Raw genomic sequence first — 17649 nt, 5'->3', positions numbered from 1 at the left:
AGGTCGTTATGGGCTTCTTTTATTTACCCTTAGGTGTTGCAATCCGTCACGAGAAAAAAGTAAACAAAAAAACCTGCCCTATGCTACCTCAGCAAAAGGCGGGTTTTGCCCTCGTGACCGTTTGCGGTACTTCTATTTTTATATCAAACTACTCCTTTTCATCTAATCGCCGACGGAATACTAAAGCTGAGACAGCGAATATAACAAAAGCTACTGCTGAAGCAGTGGTAACTATCTTCAACAAATTTCCTATTGGAGATTCAAATAACAGTGCTACCGAAATGATTAGAACAGCACCAGTTAAACCCATCCCTAAAATCGAGATAGCCAAAACCTTGTTCATCAAATCACCTCACAAATGCTTATAAATAATTGAAACAAGCTACCGCTCCAGCAATACTACCAGCACCAAGAACTGCATATGCACCAATACATGCAGCACATATAGGTATTTTCTTATTTACATTGGGAAAGTTATATACTTGGAAATTAATAGACAAAACTATATGGATCTCTGCTCAATGTGATGAAAGGCTTTATGCTGTTCCTGTGGCTCGCATATTTCCTCTGCTTAAGTTCTTTTACGTTGAAATAATCAAAAATATTTCCAATCCCTTGTTTCCGGATTTTTTCTCAATTGATATGTTTTGTCTAATCATTGTTCTATTTAAAGGCTTTGGTAAGTGGCAAACAGTCCACACCTATTTACTTAGATGGGACTGTTATTATCATTTATATTTAGTTTTAACAGGAAGCTTGGTGACCATGGGAAGAAATCATCTAACTGTTCTTCATTTGAAATTCCTCAAATAAAGCAAGATAGTTAAACGGTTTTATTTTGCTGTCTCTACGGCTATACTAGATAATCCTAAATGTTCACGGAAAGTATGACCTTCATATTCCCTCCTGAATATTCCTCTTCTTTGCATTTCAGGAACAATTAGTTCGACAAAATCTTCTAAACTACCGGGTAGTGTCGGAGGCATAAGATTAAATCCGTCAGCTACACCTGCTTCAAACCAGACTTCCATCTGATCCACAATTTCGGCGGGTGTACCTATTAGCGTGTGATGCCCCCCGCCTGCATTAAGATATCCTAATAATTCTCTTACTGTAGGTTGTGTATCATTAATTATTTCGAGTATCGTTTCATAACGACCAACTGGACCAGTGAATTCTTCTACTGGCGGTAATTGAGGTACTTTATTATCCATCTCCCATTTAGAACAGTCTTGTTGAATAAAGAAACTCAACTGTTTTAAAGCTGTTTCAATAGGTAATTTTTTATCTAATGCTGCTTTCTTGGCTAAAGCTTCTTCACGAGTATGACCTACATAGGTTACTAAGCCTGGAAATACTTTAATGTGTCTATTTCTGACTTTGCTTTGTTTAACTTGTTCATCTAATTTTTCACGGAATTTTTTGGCTTGCTTTAAGTTCCACGATACTGAATAGACTGCATCGGCATATTTAGCAGCTAATGCAATTCCTTGTTTAGAAGCCCCTGCTTGCATTGATACTGGTTTGCCTTGCGGACTTCTTGGCGTAGTGGATGGGCCATATACTTTAAAATAGGTACCATCATGATTAAAAGGCTGAATGTTTGAAGGATTTATCAATTTTCTTTCTTCTCTATGATGTAGAAACTCATTACTGTCCCACGAAAGAAATAACTTATTCATTAAAGCAGCGAATTCATCTGCCTTCTCATATCGTTTGTCATGAGGAGGTAGTTCTTCCATGCTATGATTTAACGCCTCTAAATCAGTCATTGACGTAACGAGATTCCAACCAACACGTCCTTTTGTAATATGGTCTAAACTTAATAGTTGTCGTGAAGCTGTAAAAGGATTAGAAAAAGTACTTGAAATGGTTGAAACTAATCCCACATGATTTGTCACTTGAGAAATAGCCGTTAAATTGACTACTGGATCAAACCAAAATGCTGGCATATCACTACAATCTTTACCTTGAAATGATTGATTATCAGCAAAGAATACGGCGTCAAAATATCCTTTTTCCGCCAGTTGAGCTAGCGATTGGTAATAGGAGATGTCTCCAATTTGTTCAATGCTTGAGTCAGGCATTAACCAAGCAGCTTGATGGTGTCCACAACCATACAGCAAAACACCTAAGTGTAGTTGTTTTTCTTTAGTCTTTATCATTTAATTACACCTCAAAATTCATCATTATGAATGGTCTTGTATATTTTTGAAGTATTATCTATGGTTATTTATTAAGCCATTAGTTCATTGTCAAACCACCATCTACTGTGAAATTTTGACCTGTAATGCCGTTCGCATTTTCCGAAGATAAATAAGCGACCATATTGGCTACATCTTGAGGTGTGGTAACTTTCTTCAATGGCGTTGATTGAGCAATTAAATCGAATACCTCTGGTGTTGTAACAGCACTAGCATCAGTCGTTTTTAACAACCCACCTGAAACTACATTCGCTTTTATACCATATACTCCTAATTCAGAAGCGATATTACGTGTGAAGCCTATTAATCCAGCTTTAGCTGTTGTATATTCGTGATAGGGTACAACAGGATTTTGGTATAAATTAGTACCTATACTTATAATACTTCCATTTTGTCGTTCAATAAACTGAGGGATAACACTTTGAACTACATTAAATGCTGCTTTTAAAGTACCATCTAGTTGTTTTTGATAATCGTCCCAAGTAAGTTCTGTGAAGGTTTTCTGTTTGTTTGGATCAAATTTGAAATCTATTAATGCATTGTTGACTACAACATCTATTTGGCCAAAATATTCCGTTGCTCTCTTTATCAATGTATCTACTTCTTTACGATTCGTTACATCCGCCTTAATTGCAATAGCATTCTGTTCACCAATTTCAGAAACGAGTTTCTCAGCAGGATCTTTGCTTTTATAGTAATTGATAACCACTTTAAATCCTTGTTCTGCCAATGTCTTTACAATCGTTGCTCCTAACCCTCTACTACTACCTGTTACTAATACTGTTCTAGTCATTTTAACAACTCCTATATTTATAATATTGATGTAACTTAAATAATAAAATAAAAAAATACGCAACCTTCCCATAGGAAAGCTGCGTAAAAACAAATAACCACATTTAAAGAATAAGGCACAATCGCTCTTTAAGTATGTATTAGAGTTTACACTTTCCTACGCTAGTTTTAACTAGTTCAGGTTCAAAGGGTTTGAGTAATACTCATCTCAGTTAAATAACACCCCTAGTGCATATATTTAAGTTATATTCAATGTTATAGCTTCAAGAAATTTATGTCAAGGAAATATAGCTATTAAAGGAATTTTAAAACTTTTTATACTAAAATTAGCCGATTCACCAAATACTTAATCAAAAGTTGTAGTGAACCATTTCGGCTGCAGGGCTTCAAATGCATCAACAATCCTAATAACGTTTTGAGAAATATACAGGTAGATTCTAAGTGTATTGAATACATCCTAATCCATTAATATCAATGTTTTGGGAATTGATATATGGATAAAAATGTATGATGCAGGATAAAAAATGACATTACTTGAACCAATTTACACCAAAAATATAGGTGCTAGTTGAATACATTCTTTAAATTATATTATACTTCCTGTTTTAAATTTATCATTTTATTTTATTGTAGCTATTTGGTGAAATAACATCTAATATTTCTGTCAATTTAACTACTTGCCTTTGTTGTTTGTCTTCATAACAATGATTTACATTCGCTTTACTTTGCTAGTTCTCTTTAATCCATATTCAAGTAATTTGCTGCTGTAATATCAATGTGCTTCTTACTATAAGAATTAATTGTTATCTTTTGTACATTTTCATCAGGTAAAGACAATTTTGACATAAGCAAGTCAGAAAAATTCTTATTGTGTGTACTTACAATTATTTGTTTTTCTTCGTTATTAATAAGTGAGGTGAGCACATCAATAAACGAATATGTGTTAACATCGTCTAAATGTTGAAAAGGATCGTCTATTCCAATTATGTTAAGCTTACTCCAGTTTTGTGTGATATTTAAAGCTAAGAAGATACTTAGTGCAAGAATTGTTGATTGCGCCGCGCTGAAATTTAAATTTGCATTTACTTCTTGTTTTAGTTGTTCTTTAGTTAGATCATCCAACTCGACCCAATCGTCTTCCTCAGAAAGTAGTAAATACAGGTCATTTGCTCTAGTTACCAGTTTGACATGCTTGTAATATGCGTGCGGTGAGATTTGTCTAAAAAACTGATCAATTATCTTGCTATTATCTCTTAGGTACTTGTTAATTAAATCACTCTGAACATTAGTGTGTATTTTTTTAAGGATTTCAATATTACTTAAGTTTTCTTTCGCTACGGTACGCTCTAAATCCATATTCTGTTTTATTTGAAGTGTTTTCTCTTTTTGACCTTGTATTTCAGTCAACTTATCTTTTTCTTTAAAAGCTGAAACGTTCTTTAAGCTAGCTGCAATTTCAGCATCTATATCTAATATCAATTTGGATTGTTGATTAATGTATATTAAACATTCATTAATCCTGTAACTTTCGAATGTTTTAGGATAATCTGACTCTAAAGTCTCTACAATGTAATGAATCTGATCAATCTTAGTTCTTAGTCCATCAATTGTAGATTCATGTTGAGCTTTTTTTATTTTCAACTGCTTAGATGATTTTTTATTTCCATCTAAATAATCATCCAATTTTTTTACTCTTGAGGTGATTGCATCTTTATTGAAAGCATACGAAAACTTCCCTTTGAAAGGCTTCTTTAAACTCTCAGTCTTTTTCTCTTTCAAACTAATTCTCTCTGCTAAAGATTTTAATTCATTTAACTTTTCAAGAACATCCTTGGAGAGGTTATAATGATGTTCATGCTCATTTATAAAGTTTTCTATCTTTTCAATTTCACTTTCTATGCTTAACCTGTCTAAATCTGACAAATCACCAATAATAGATTCAAGATATATTTTTTTATTTTCAATAGACTTTTTATTTTCCAACGTCACAGTTAATTTTTCTTCTAATGATTTGATATGCTCTTCTAAAGACTTTATCTCATTGTCTATATTTGAAATCGCAGAAAGTTCCTCGCTAAGTTTTATGTCAACTTCATCGAACTTTTCTTGGCCCTCCTTCAGCTTAAACTCAACATGGCTCAAGAGAGTGTTTACATCTTCAAAATCACTGCCACATACAGGGCACTCTTTTTCAGATCCTCTATTTAAGAGGCTTCTTTGTAGTGAAAAAGTAATTTGTTGAAAATTATCTGCACGAATGTCCTTCTTTTTAAATCTTAACTGGTCAATAATGTGATTTTTGTTCTTTTTATTACTGTATACTTGTTCAAGTTTTTCTTTTTTAGCTTTAATTTCACTCTCAATACTACTCAAATTTTTGTCTATTTTCTCTAGTTCGTGATTTTTATACTTTAAATCCAATTCATTTACTTTTTTTACTTTTTTTGCTTTTTCATTTTCGAATACCTGTATGAAATTACTATAGCTATTATACTTTTTAATAATTTCTTTTATTTTCATATTGCTATTTACATAAGATAGAAAATTTTTCATCTCATTCTCTTTATCTTTTAAATCACCTAGTTCTTCTTGTAAAATCCCAATTTCTTGAAGGTTTTCTTCAAGTACTAACAATTGATTTCTTCTACTTTCAGCTCGTAATTTCCCGTGTTCTCTTTTTTTCAATTTTTTATTGACATTTAACAAATACTTATATGAAATATCAATTTTTGTTTGTTCCTCATTAAGATCAGAATTAGTTATATCAAACCTATGTATCCTAGAATTCATATTTTGTAACTTTGTATTTTTGTTCTCTAGCTCTTTTCTTTGATTTCTAATTCTTTGAATATCTTCTTCTTCCAGGGTTTTGATCTTTATAGTATTATAATTCACAAGATGTTCTGGTAGAGAATAAAAATATGTATTCAATTTATCAATTAAATGAGCCTCACTGACTTCGCCGGTGTAATCCAGTATATATTCATTATCTCTATACCGTGTGTCAAGGCGCTTTAATTCGTTTTCAACATCTTTAAGTTGTGAGTCTATACGATCTAATTCATTCTCAAAAGCAGTCTTGCTCTTATTAATATAATTTTTTAATTCTTTCCCATATTTATCGAGACCAAGAATGTTTTCAAGTTTTGCATACCTATCGGTTGGTTTATCCACCTTCACAAATTCTTCCAAATTTTCTTGGGATAAGATTTGGGTAGAAGCAAATATTGAACTAAAACTGTTCAACTTTTGTTCTTGGTTTAAAAAATTCCCTTTTGTAATAAGGTTGATTATAAATCTTAACCCTTCCCGAATAGTGTATTGTTTACCTTCAACAAAAAGCTTTTTGTCTATATTACCTGATAATAGTTTTCGAATTTCTCTTCTGATAGTACTTACAGATCCGTCGCTGTTAACTATATCCACTTCTACACTAACTCTATAGGTTTGCTTCTGATACTCATAGTTATTAACTAGATAGTTAAATTTGGATTGTTCGCTACTACCAGAAAATCGATTTAATTCTCCTGTAAACACCCAACATATAGCATCAAATATCGTACTTTTTCCATGTCCATTTGAACCCTCTATTAATATTACTTTTTTATCTTTCAAGTCAAACTCATGGATACCTCTAAATATTCTGAAATTCTCCAATTTAAGTCGACTAATCTTCATTAATTACACTCCTATTTCCTATTTTTAAGATATCTTTTTCAAATTTGCTAGTTTCTTCTAAGACGGAATACGAAGTGAAATAGTAATCCAGCAAGTTGTTAGCCAATGAGTAAAAACTATCAAGATCTTCTTTTTCTTCCCCAGTCAATTCATTTATTGTATTAAAATTTAAGATTCCAGATTTGAACTCTTGATCATAATCAAATTGTGGCATTTTAATAAATTGATCGCTTAGAAAAGGAACATCCGTAATTTCATCTACTGATTGAAAAACATATTTTTTACACACGTATTCATCTTTAACAACCTTATTTATAGAAAGTGCTAAACCCTCATCCTTACTCAAATCAAAGTTAAGAATCATGAAAAAGTAAATATTGTTTTTGTAATTTGAAGGAAGATAATTATATATACTTGCAATAATTGGTTGTTCTGAAATATACCAGTCAAGAAATAACGATTTTGCCTCGTATTCTTTTAAAAAAATCACTCTTGATTCCTTTACCCACATCTGCATTCCACTTTCAGTCAATTCATCATGAAAAAGTTCAAACTCCATTGATTCGTAACCCATCTGCTTAAATTTAATAATCAACTCTTCAATTTGCAAATAAAACACCTACTCCTCTAATAAACTTAATTTCCAATCATTCTCCATCTTTCTATTCTGAAATGTGGGAACTTCTTCTTCATTCGTGTTACTGAAAAACCCAAAAAAATCCTCCACTTCAGCTGTATTAATGAACTTCAAATTTTCAGGTGGATCAATTATCGATATGTCTTCTCTTTCAACTTTAGTAACAGCAAACCTTGCCGCAAGCCTTTTACTAGTCTCGGATTTTTCTGTTGTTTGCTCTTTTTTCTCATCAAGTATTAAACTAAATAGATCTTGATTAATTTGAGAACCGTAATCACATTGTTGCAATGCAGAAACCACCGTGTTTTTTACAACAACAGTATTTGACCTATTTCTAGCATTATAAATAGTAAATAAAAGTTTTTCATTCTCTATTTCACCTGCGTGAAACAATAACTGAGCGTTCTTGAATTCCACCTTCTTAGAAGGATAGAAAACTAAACAACGTATTATATACGATAGAGAAGTCTTAATATGTTGTTTGTTCTTATCATTATTAAATTTTTCTACTTTGATTGTGCTTTGTAAATTAAACAGTTTATTCAAAAACACTAAACAATATGTTGAGTCATTTCTAAACTGCTCCTCAAACTCTGTTCTAAACCAATCTAAAGTCTCGAGTAATTCCTTTAATAACTTTTGATTAGATTCAAACTCTTCTTGAAATTCATTTCGAAGAGCTTCCAGTAGATATCTAATTATACTTAATAGAGAACTATCTTCTAAATAACTCGCTGCATTGTCTTTCAAAGACTCACACCATGTGTAAATTAATGCTTGTACATCTTCTCTTTTAAAGACTAAGTGAGACTTGTCCATTTCTGAATCATCCCTGTAAGTCCGTTGTACTATTTCAGACAATAAATTCCTGAATATTTCATCAACAATTGTTTTTTTGATTGGGTGTGAAATTCGGATGATATCTTCTATTAAACCTTCAATTATTTTCTTTAATGAGTCAAAAGAGCCAAGTTTGTTAATATATAACCTCTCTAAATAAAATTCCACTGATTTAGAAAACACTTTATCGAATTGTATTCTTTTATTATCCTTTAGAACTATTGGTTTTTCTATATTTGGCTTTAGGATAGTTTCGTTTGAAATATCCGCATTAAATGATGGATTAAGTGTAAATACTTCTAAATCTTCAAGGCTATTATGGGGTGTGTTACTTACAAGTTCAAACTCAGGATCAACAAAAGAATCTTTTTCCAAGTAATTATCAATTAAAGATATAGATTTTTTATTAATGAATGATTCGTAATTTTTGAATAATTTATCTGTCCATGAATTGAAATAATCATAGTTACTTTCCACATTTTTTTTTGCGCTCCGTGAGTAGATGTCGTTTGGCCGTAACCTATTTGAACTGTTTTCTCTCACAGTCTTAACTTGAATGAAACGAATTTTATCGTTTCTCAACAATGCTACATCATCAAAATATTCAAATACAACCTTGTCCCACCAACTTGTTTTCGGATCTTGTACCATCTTAAGAATAAAATATATTGCCACGTAATATTGATACACAAAACCTCTAATTGCAGTTAATCCACCTAAATCGTCAAAGTCGCCCTCCATCAGTTTGTTAATTATTTCATCTTCATCAATTTCTTCGAAATTTTCCCCGCTTTGTTCCTGATATTCTTTGAGTTTTTCTAAATGATATCGATGTACTGAATTTTTATATGTTGTCTCCATTAACTTACCCCCAAATATTCAAGCTAAAAAAATTGTTTCCTAATGAATATTTTACCATAAATACAAATGGCTTCATGCAGAAAAAACATTTTGATTCTTAATCAATTATAGGTAGAAACTTTAGATTTTGTCCTATACAATTTATATTGTAAATTTCCATCAAAAAAATATCCTGCTGATAAAGAACCTAATCCAACTGCTCCAGCCCACGCACTAACTTTTGTAGCGATAGTTCCTGCTGCAATAGAAATTCCTGACAAATAAGCCACTCCTATAACTCCCCCGATTACAGTAGCAAGTGCACCAATTGATTTAACAGTCTTCCCAATTTTTAATTTAGAAGTTGACACATAAACAGGGTCCCATGCACCCCTCAAATATTTTCCAGTGCTGTCCTTAATATTTTCTTCAACATAAGTTTCTTTTTCAATTTCTATTTTTTCACCATCAAGAATCATAAAGCTATCGCCATCATTATAAGTTAAAAAATGGTCTTCTCCATTACTACCTATTGTTTCTACTACTATAGAATCTGAATCAAGTTGCTTTATATCCATATCAAGTGTTATATTTTCATCTTCTAAAATAATAGTCATAGCAGCATGATTATTCCCTAAATCTTCCACATTAGTTACTTGGATTCCTGAATCATCTAGTTCTGTAATCGCATTATTAATAGTTGAGGCTGAAGCTATTGTGTTGAATGACGGTGCAAATATAAAAGAAAATATTATTACTAAAATTAACATACTATAATTCATCTTTTTATTTTTTAAACTACATTTTCCAATCATTCCTACATCCCTCCCTCTTAGTGGAAAGCTTAAAATTGCGTATTCCACCGTTGAACGAATCTTCTATTCCCCTTTCAATTCTTGAAATTACAAATCTATCAAATCAACTATCCTCATGAAATTCATTCAACTGTATATTCATTTTTCAATGTATTTTCTAAGAAAAATCAGCATACTGTTTCTTCAGTAATTTTATTTTCCGATCCCCAATTTGCTTTTCTAGGCGAAGAGCTTAAGGCAATTATATTGGTTAGGAAAATGATAACTGAGCCAATCAAAAACACAGTAGAAGAACCAAATTCTTCTGATAGATAACCAGCTACTAGAACACTTATTGGAGCTAAAATTGTCGATATTAGCCTACTTGCACTAATTACACGGCCTAGAAAGTCTATTGGAACTTGAGTTTGATACAAAATACTAACTAAACGAGAATGTAAAGCTACACTTCCCATTAATAAAGCATTAAAAAAACCTATTAAAACCCAATTCGTTGTAGAAAATAAACCCAACAAGGACATCGAGCTTAACAATGTTAGACTGGATTTGAATTTATTATGTATTAGAGGGAGTATCCACCCACTTAATATGCCTTCAAAAGCACTTAATGTGTATATTATCCCAATTTGATATGATGGTAAAGATAATTCTTCTTTTAGTCTAAAAATTATCATCAACACAGAACCTGTAAGACCTAAATTTTTAAAAACATTCCATCTATTATTTCTAATTTTTGATATATTCTACAACTGAAGGGGATGGCTCCTTTTCTGTATAAGCTTTCCAATATTTTATTTCCCTCGTATAGTCTTCCGACTTTTCATCAAAATAGGTTACTGCCTTAGCAGGTTTTCCAAATACATTAACTTGTGTTACATTTGGATCATCAGGTTGAATAATATAGGCATACCTTGATTCTTTATCACTTAATATTGTAACGTCCCCAGGCCCCGCTACCCATTTCAGAGTGCCACTAGCATAATTAACTATAAATAAATCTAACCCTCCATTGTTATTCAAAGAAACCCCGTAAATAAAATCCCCTACTATGTCAAGATCAATTATCTCTTGGTATTTAAACTTATTTTCCTCCATTAAGCTTTCTATCTGACTTTGTAACGTTGCATTCTCTTGCCCATTATCTTTTTCCTCATTATTACAACCTACCAACAAAACAAAAAAGCTGATAATTAACAATATTTTTCCAATGAAAGCGCCTCCTTTCTTAGAAGTACGTATTCTATTATGAAAATGTTTCAAAAAAAGCATACACAACCTAAAAATTGGTGTAAAATAAGTATATTTTACCAATGAAAATTGTGATCAGTAATATTATTAAAAGGAATTTGTAAATCCATACCGAATATATAACATAAGTTTGGAAAGCTGCGTTAAAAGCTTCATAAAACTTAATATCAAGGTTGCAAATCCTGTTTTATGGCGTTAAATAAATGGAGACATAGGTACTCACCTATGTTGGGAAGGTAGGTGGAAAGTTGAGCGAAAGTAAAAACGAAGGTTTGGAAAACATGCAGGAGAACCCAAGAGAACTATTATTAACCGTAAAAGAAGCTGCACAACAAATTAATGAAAGTCCACACGTACTTAGAAACTGGCTGCGCGAATTAAAAAGCCATATTCAAACTGTTAAAGGGAAAAATAACTATCATTACTTTGATAAGGCAGCTATTGAGCGATTACTCCTTATTCAGAAATTAAGTAGAGATCAAGGCTACTCCATCAAGCAAATTGATTACTATTTAGCGACTGGAGAAAACCCATTAGAACCCGAAGATCAACCAAAGAATCAAGATAAAATACTTCAGGAGCTGCAAGACCTGAAAGACAACTTTAAAAAGCAAGAACAATTTAATCAAGCTTTGCTGCAAAAACTCGAAGAACAAAGCAACTATATTAAAGAATCCCTAAATAAACGAGATCAACAGCTAATGCAAACCATGAAAGATATGCAACAGGCACGAATTGAAGCTAGTGCCACCCAAGAAGTAAAGAAAAAAAGCCTATGGAAAAGGCTTTTCGGCAATTAATTATTGCTTCCATATCTCATTTCTTATCCATCCTCCTTGTGCCATCCAAAAGCTGCGTTAATGCTAGAATAACTAAAAATTGATTTGTCTCATTTGAATTAAGATAGTCTCTCGTATCCAAACTCCTTGTGTGAATGTTTTATAGGGTACAGCTATAGCGATAAGAATCTGCTATGCTAGGTTTGCCTTTACTGTCTCATCTGTTTCCGAATAGGAAGGTCCAGGACGGTCGATGGGGCTTTGATTATTTCGCTTTTATCATACACGAGCGTAAGCCCTTAATGTTTTGTTCTCACGAAGCTTGTTGATTTCATTCTACAATGCTAAAAAACTGTAAAAGTTTGATTTCCGACTGATAGATGACTACACACTTAAGAAAATCTATCGAGACACATTAGATCGTATGGTGAATAGTGCTGCATCATAATACTGCATTTCTATCTTTATACAATTTTTTACATAGTCTTTTTGATCTGGAAACCTCTGTTCATTTTGCTTGGCAAATAGCAGCTCGCTGTAATTTCTTTTTAAATCTTTTTGTTCATATCCTCACTCTCCCTTTCATTATTAAATTGTTCTAGTTTGGCCTTAAAACAAAAATTCCTACATTTTGTAAAAAAGAAATAGTTGTGAACAAGAAGTACCTTGCAGCATTTCAGTTTCCGTTTATGACGGAAGAAAAAACGAAGTCTTTTTGTCGCGAAGAATCCCCCTGCTATACTTTTGAGCGCCAGTCGCCTTGTGAGGTATCAAGGGTAAGCTGTGACGAACATGTGAAATATAGTGCTTAACTAGTACGCATATCGTGTTATTAAACAGCAAACCCGCATGGCATCATACGGGCTTGTGTAATTTATGCTTTTATTAACAACGTTTTTCCGTCTTCTTGCTTTACTTTCTTTTGTTTCATTAACGTACCTAATGCACGCTTGAAAGCTGCTTTACTAATATTAAATTGCTCGCGTATGGCCTCGGGGTCACTTTTATCCGTATAGAACATTATTCCATCATGGGATGTTAAGTATTCCATAATATGTTCTGCATCTTCACTTAAAGCCTCTTCTTTTTGTGGTCGAAGCGAAATGTTCAAAGAACCCACTGTCTTCACATCAATAACGCGACCTTTCACCCACTGACCGAGACGTGGTTCTTCTTTCCGCTCTGTATGATGAATAAATCCTTGATATCCTTCTTCCGTAACAAGAAATGATCCTACTTTATTCGTTCGATATACCGTTCCACTAATCGGTGCATGCAATAATGATTCAGGGGCTGGCTCTGCATATTGCTGCATGACATCTTCCGTGGCCGGTTTGGCTAAGAGGCGATCACGTTTATCCCTTTGTAAACATACATACAATTGGTCATGTACATAAGGCCATAGCTCTCGGAATAAAGGCAAATCATCCTTCGAAACGAGAACGTGTTTAGGAATGCCTATATTTACAAAAACCCCTAAATCATCCACGATATCGACTACTTCAACCCAGCCATATCGAACGAAATCAATCTCAGGTATATATGTAGTTGCGACGATCTTACCTTGTTTATCATGATATAGAAATGCTTGGACTTGTTGTCCTACCTCTAATTGTTCTTCCGCATCATTTATATGAAGCATGACTTCCTCTACTCCATCTGTTAACACATAGCCGTGATCAATGATGCGATCTACCTTGTATGTGCTTGTTGTACCTACTTTAAATTGATTCATCATCAGCCTTCTTCCTAACGTTTACTATGTATAAGTTACCTTCATTCTTATCATATACGGCAAAACACATACATGCAAAGCATTTTTACACTTTCTTTAGCTGCAGTTGATTAACCTTCACGCGTGAAAGAATAAACAACCCTATGAATGCTCCCGAGATACTACTAACGAGAAATGGAGGAACAAATAGAAACGCACCAGCTGAACTTCCCATCAAAATGTGAGCATAAGGAACTGCAAATAACGCTCCAATGACACCTGTACCAATAATTTCTCCAGTAGCGGCCCATCCTTTTTTTTCAGACCATTTATAGAACATACCAGCTAAACAAGCACCAATCATACCTCCCGGGAATGCAAGCAATGTCCCTAACCCTAATGACATTCGTAATAGGCCAATAATAAAAGCAATAACGACAGCAGGTACAGGACCAAGTGTTATTGCCGCGATCACATTCACCGCATGTTGAACAGGGTAGGCTTTCGCAATACCAGCTGGAAACCATAATAATTGCGATCCTAACGTACCAATCGCTATTAAAATGGCCATCGTTGTTAATAATTGTGTTTTTCTCATAAATAGTTCTCCCATCTTTAAGGGGAAGAAAATATAAAAAGCCAGGCCAAAAAAGACCTGACAAAGTTGTAGTAAATAGAGTGTTGATTTACTACTTCCCTACGCTGGTATGAACCAGATCAGGTTATTAAGAGTTAGAAAGTTGCATTATTTTCTTCTCAGCCTTTTTAGGCACCCCTAGTAGTTTGTCGATATTTCCATTTACATCATATAATAGATTCATTGTGGAGACAAGCTTTGAGTTAATAACGATGATTGGATTGAAAGAAGTTGGCGATGAACATGGTGATTGCTTTAAATGCAATTAGAACACTTATCATAGCTATAATTCCTTCTTGTCCCATTACCCTACCTTGAGATATTTCGAAGGTAAGCCCTAGTAAAACAGGAATAATAACTAAATAAGAAATAAACTCAGTCTTTATCAAGGTACTTATCAATGATATTTCTCTTTTGTTATTCATAAGGAGATATACAATACACGGAACAGATAAAGCGATTGAAAGTACGACATAATTTAAGTCTGTTATTCCTTCTGGCATTGAATACTGCTCAAACCATACAAATCCTAATAATGCAGCTAGATATACAATTATGAAGCTTGTCATAATACTCGCAAATAAAAGGATACGATTAGATTTCATAATGGTCCCTCCCCTTGTTATGGAATACATTTAAGAAAGTCCTGACTTTTTACTTGCACCGTCTCTGTGTAATTTGGCAATCCTCATACAACTAGTAAATTCCTTCTATTTCACTCCCCAATCATTCTGTGAGTCGTGTATTATTGTGCTGTATATCCTCCATCTAAAACGACAGCTTGACCTGTTATTCCTTTGGCTTTATCACTAGCTATAAAAGCGACATAATCTGCTACCTCTTCTACAGTTAAAAGTCGTTTTTGTGGCACGAACGGATAAATCACTTGTTCCAACACTTTTTCTAAAGAAACATTGCGGTTGTTCGCTAAATCCTCTAACTGGCCTCGTACTAGCGGAGTGTCAACATAACCAGGACAAATAGCATTCACAGTAATACCATGTTCCGCCCCTTCCAAAGCGGCAACCTTTGTAAGTCCAATGACACCGTGTTTGGAACTATTGTAAGCAGCCTTCCCAGCAAAGCCAATTAACCCATTAATCGATGCAACATTTATGATGCGTCCTGATTGTTGTTTCTTCATGATAGGAAAAACATGCTTCGTAGCCACAAAAGGTGCAACAAGCATTACGTTTGTCATAAATTCAAATGTACTCGTTGGCAAATCCTCAATCGATGCAACATGTTGAACACCGGCATTGTTTATTAGGGGTACCGTCAGGAAGATGCGGATTTACAACGTTAAGGACTTTAAAAGATAAAGAAGCCTAATTCCTCGCTAAAAAGAAAGAGGAATTAAGCTTTTGATCTTCACCAATCTTACCCATTTGCTTTAAAGTGATAAAGTTAGATTCCTTTCATTGACTTAATAACATTAAAGCAAGAATTTAAGATCTTTCATTCCGTGTTTTTTCTTTTAAAATCAATGGTCGAAACCTACATAAGATTAACGATCCACGCATGGTTACACAAACCAAAAGGCATAAAGCAATGTACAGCGTAGGAGTTTATAATGGTACACATTTCAGTTATTACTTATGCTTGTTATTAGTATGTTTTTCGTATGCCCTTTACATTCTGATAGTTTATAATCAATTACATTATCATTTTTAGCAGTTACAAGCCGTTTACAACTATAGGAGACTTTGCCATTTTCACCGTAAGAATCGCTTGTAGAATCAATAGTTAATTTTAATTGCTTGTTCTTATAACTTAGTTTTTTGTATATTGGACTTCCTTCAGTTGTAACCTCAACTATCTCTATTTTAGTTGACTTATTTTTATCTACCATTGCTTCGAATTCTTTTAATTTTTCAGTGTTAAATTCTCCTGTGTTTGTAATAACAACCGCACCTCGTTCAATGGCACTATCCGGACTAAAGGATGAGTAATCAATCTCAGAGTTACTATCTTGCTGATTATTCCCCATACATCCTGCTAGAATAAGAACAAAAAAAAGTAAACTATACTTCATAGTATACCACCATTCACCAAAAGAATATTACTAGACTAATCATTCTGAATTGTTACCATGCTACGTAACTCAGCAATACTTGTGTTCTCAACTTTCTCATTAATTTCTCCATTTACAGTACCATTAATTTCAAAATCATCCAAAGCAAATGTACTAAAGTTACTATTATTTAGTAATGTATAATAGCCTTGAGGCCCTCCTGTTGTTTGATATTTACCATCTCTATTAGTATCATCTTCTATTTTGGTAAGAAACAACAAATATGATGTATCTTTCTCCATTAATGGTAAACTCTCAAAGACTTCCACTTTTCCATCTTTCCGTTCCCCACCATATTGGGATATTACTACTTCTTTTGATGAAATATCACCTTTAATGATTTCACCAACTGTAAATTTGGCATCTGTAAAGGTATCTTCATAGTTTTCGAATGGTTGATAAGATGCCATTTGCTCTGTCATCTTGCCTACAACCACTAGATCTGATTCTTTTATCAAACTTTTAACATCTTTTGCTTCATCCCCCCACGAGGCATGGACTGGTATAATATTGCTGTCAGTAGATGTCGTATCTTTTTCTTTTTCATAACCTAAATAACCGGCACCCACCACTACAACACACACACAAACGTATAATAAAATACGTGTAAATTGTTTCATATTTTCTCACTCCTTTTTATAGTTGGTGATAGTAAAGATTGTAAAGGGTAGCATCTTCGGTGCTATTTGGTGTGTACTGATAACGTGAATCATAAGGGTACATTAGGAAATCTCTTCCTCCCCCATTACTAGTAGTTCTATGCTCCAAACCAACAGCATGTCCCAATTCATGAGCTATTAATCCAGTTAGTTTACTGTTACTATAGCTTAAAATTCCATTTCCGACATTTAGCTTTACATTTATATCGTAATAGTGATAATTACCATCCCAGTTACTTGCAGCTCCTGATGCTCTGCCTGTCCAGGATACACTTGGTAAATAAACATCATCCACTATAACTTGACGGCTTCCCAAACTACTATACTTTCGGTAAGTTACAGTGTATTGATAATTATTAATGTTATTTAATGCAGCATTGTTTGTAAGCGTCTTCAAAGTGGAGTAATTTGAACTAACGTTATTAATGTAAGGGATAGAGTCCTCATTACTCCAGTGACCTCCGAAAGTAAATGCTGATGACGCCTTTGAAATATTACTTCCTACAAAAAAGATCCAATTGACAAAAGAAGCGTAACTATAAATAGTGTGAAAAACTTTCGAACTTTAATGCTCATCTAATTCCTCCTACATAATATTTTTGGAACCAAACTGAAATTATTAAACTTCTATCTTTGTTATTATAAGTATATCACAAAAATAGATTTCTCATATTGGGAAATATTCAGTATAATTATGATGGTAAGAGCTAAAAAATATGAACAGGTTTCCTA

General features: G+C 33.3%; 16 protein-coding genes, 1 pseudogene and 2 riboswitches. Of the genes and pseudogenes, 2 read left to right on the top strand and 15 right to left on the bottom strand.

What is annotated here, in order from left to right:
• Positions 1-368: hypothetical protein (locus tag N784_RS17000; protein WP_232306035.1), on the top strand; the 368-nt coding region annotated here is incomplete at its 5' end.
• 465 nt (positions 369-833) lie between these two features.
• On the opposite strand, the gene N784_RS14215 is transcribed toward N784_RS17000, so the two are convergent.
• The 8 genes from N784_RS14215 to N784_RS14180 all read right to left on the bottom strand — a co-directional run bounded on the left by N784_RS14215 (position 834) and on the right by N784_RS14180 (position 11066).
• Entirely contained in the window at positions 834-2165 is a 1332-nt protein-coding gene (locus N784_RS14215) for an LLM class flavin-dependent oxidoreductase (RefSeq protein ID WP_036835957.1), read from the bottom strand.
• A gap of 79 nt (positions 2166-2244) precedes the next feature.
• Entirely contained in the window at positions 2245-2997 is a 753-nt protein-coding gene (locus N784_RS14210) for a 3-oxoacyl-ACP reductase (RefSeq protein WP_036835955.1), read from the bottom strand.
• 136 nt (positions 2998-3133) lie between these two features.
• Positions 3134-3233, bottom strand: a riboswitch (TPP riboswitch).
• Between the two features lie 501 nt (positions 3234-3734).
• Positions 3735-6674, bottom strand: a complete 2940-nt coding sequence (locus N784_RS14205; RefSeq protein ID WP_036835953.1) for an AAA family ATPase — start codon at positions 6672-6674, stop codon at positions 3735-3737.
• The gene (locus N784_RS14200; protein ID WP_036835951.1) at positions 6664-7284 is read right to left on the bottom strand and encodes an ABC-three component system middle component 1; all 621 of its coding nucleotides are present in this window, start codon (positions 7282-7284) and stop codon (positions 6664-6666) included. Before N784_RS14200 ends, N784_RS14205 begins: the two co-directional genes overlap by 11 nt.
• A gap of 9 nt (positions 7285-7293) precedes the next feature.
• Positions 7294-9012 carry a dsDNA nuclease domain-containing protein gene (locus tag N784_RS14195; protein WP_036835948.1) on the bottom strand — a complete coding sequence of 573 codons (1719 nt, stop codon included), beginning with the start codon at positions 9010-9012 and terminating at the stop codon, positions 7294-7296.
• Between the two features lie 101 nt (positions 9013-9113).
• Positions 9114-9806 carry a hypothetical protein gene (locus tag N784_RS14190; protein ID WP_036835946.1) on the bottom strand — a complete coding sequence of 231 codons (693 nt, stop codon included), beginning with the start codon at positions 9804-9806 and terminating at the stop codon, positions 9114-9116.
• A gap of 167 nt (positions 9807-9973) precedes the next feature.
• Positions 9974-10480 carry an MFS transporter gene (locus N784_RS14185; protein WP_052127343.1) on the bottom strand — a complete coding sequence of 169 codons (507 nt, stop codon included), beginning with the start codon at positions 10478-10480 and terminating at the stop codon, positions 9974-9976.
• Between the two features lie 52 nt (positions 10481-10532).
• A complete protein-coding gene (locus N784_RS14180; RefSeq protein ID WP_198134437.1) occupies positions 10533-11066 on the bottom strand; it encodes a hypothetical protein in 534 nt (177 codons plus the stop codon).
• A gap of 236 nt (positions 11067-11302) precedes the next feature.
• On the opposite strand from N784_RS14180, the gene N784_RS14175 reads away from it, so the two are divergent.
• Positions 11303-11854 carry a helix-turn-helix domain-containing protein gene (locus tag N784_RS14175; RefSeq protein WP_036835941.1) on the top strand — a complete coding sequence of 184 codons (552 nt, stop codon included), beginning with the start codon at positions 11303-11305 and terminating at the stop codon, positions 11852-11854.
• Between the two features lie 853 nt (positions 11855-12707).
• Here the strand turns inward: N784_RS14175 and N784_RS14170 are convergent.
• The 7 genes and pseudogenes from N784_RS14170 to N784_RS16410 all read right to left on the bottom strand — a co-directional run bounded on the left by N784_RS14170 (position 12708) and on the right by N784_RS16410 (position 17344).
• On the bottom strand, positions 12708-13571 hold the full coding sequence (locus tag N784_RS14170; RefSeq protein WP_156965272.1) for a CvfB family protein: 864 nt from the start codon (positions 13569-13571) through the stop codon (positions 12708-12710).
• An 82-nt stretch (positions 13572-13653) separates the two neighbouring features.
• Entirely contained in the window at positions 13654-14145 is a 492-nt protein-coding gene (thiW, locus tag N784_RS14165) for an energy coupling factor transporter S component ThiW (RefSeq protein ID WP_036835938.1), read from the bottom strand.
• A 79-nt stretch (positions 14146-14224) separates the two neighbouring features.
• A riboswitch (TPP riboswitch) is annotated at positions 14225-14334 on the bottom strand.
• A gap of 53 nt (positions 14335-14387) precedes the next feature.
• A complete protein-coding gene (locus N784_RS14160; protein WP_036835936.1) occupies positions 14388-14789 on the bottom strand; it encodes a hypothetical protein in 402 nt (133 codons plus the stop codon).
• Positions 14790-14929: 140 nt separating this feature from the next.
• Positions 14930-15454: pseudogene (locus tag N784_RS14155) on the bottom strand (3-hydroxybutyrate dehydrogenase); the annotation flags it as partial.
• A 315-nt stretch (positions 15455-15769) separates the two neighbouring features.
• Complete coding sequence (locus N784_RS14150; RefSeq protein WP_036835933.1) at positions 15770-16219, bottom strand: DUF4362 domain-containing protein; 450 nt, start codon at positions 16217-16219, stop codon at positions 15770-15772.
• 35 nt (positions 16220-16254) lie between these two features.
• Entirely contained in the window at positions 16255-16878 is a 624-nt protein-coding gene (locus tag N784_RS14145; protein WP_036835930.1) for a hypothetical protein, read from the bottom strand.
• A gap of 16 nt (positions 16879-16894) precedes the next feature.
• Positions 16895-17344, bottom strand: a complete 450-nt coding sequence (locus N784_RS16410) for a M57 family metalloprotease (RefSeq protein ID WP_269745339.1) — start codon at positions 17342-17344, stop codon at positions 16895-16897.
• Positions 17345-17649 lie beyond the last annotated feature (305 nt).

It is taken from the genome of Pontibacillus litoralis JSM 072002 (assembly GCF_000775615.1).
Lineage (GTDB): Bacteria > Bacillota > Bacilli > Bacillales > BH030062 > Pontibacillus > Pontibacillus litoralis.
The sequence above is the reverse complement of the archived record's forward strand: the minus strand, read 5'-3'. Positions and strand labels throughout refer to the sequence as shown.

Coding starts and splice junctions, on each gene's coding strand:
- N784_RS14215 (WP_036835957.1), bottom strand. CDS start 2,165: ATGATAAAGACTAAAGAAAAACAACTACACTTAGGTGTTTTGCTGTAT.
- N784_RS14190 (WP_036835946.1), bottom strand. CDS start 9,806: ATGATTGGAAAATGTAGTTTAAAAAATAAAAAGATGAATTATAGTATG.
- N784_RS14195 (WP_036835948.1), bottom strand. CDS start 9,012: ATGGAGACAACATATAAAAATTCAGTACATCGATATCATTTAGAAAAA.
- N784_RS14185 (WP_052127343.1), bottom strand. CDS start 10,480: ATGATAATTTTTAGACTAAAAGAAGAATTATCTTTACCATCATATCAA.
- thiW (WP_036835938.1), bottom strand. CDS start 14,145: ATGAGAAAAACACAATTATTAACAACGATGGCCATTTTAATAGCGATT.
- N784_RS14145 (WP_036835930.1), bottom strand. CDS start 16,878: ATGAAACAATTTACACGTATTTTATTATACGTTTGTGTGTGTGTTGTA.
- N784_RS14205 (WP_036835953.1), bottom strand. CDS start 6,674: ATGAAGATTAGTCGACTTAAATTGGAGAATTTCAGAATATTTAGAGGT.
- N784_RS14160 (WP_036835936.1), bottom strand. CDS start 14,789: ATGAAATCTAATCGTATCCTTTTATTTGCGAGTATTATGACAAGCTTC.
- N784_RS14210 (WP_036835955.1), bottom strand. CDS start 2,997: ATGACTAGAACAGTATTAGTAACAGGTAGTAGTAGAGGGTTAGGAGCA.
- N784_RS14150 (WP_036835933.1), bottom strand. CDS start 16,219: ATGAAGTATAGTTTACTTTTTTTTGTTCTTATTCTAGCAGGATGTATG.
- N784_RS14170 (WP_156965272.1), bottom strand. CDS start 13,571: ATGATGAATCAATTTAAAGTAGGTACAACAAGCACATACAAGGTAGAT.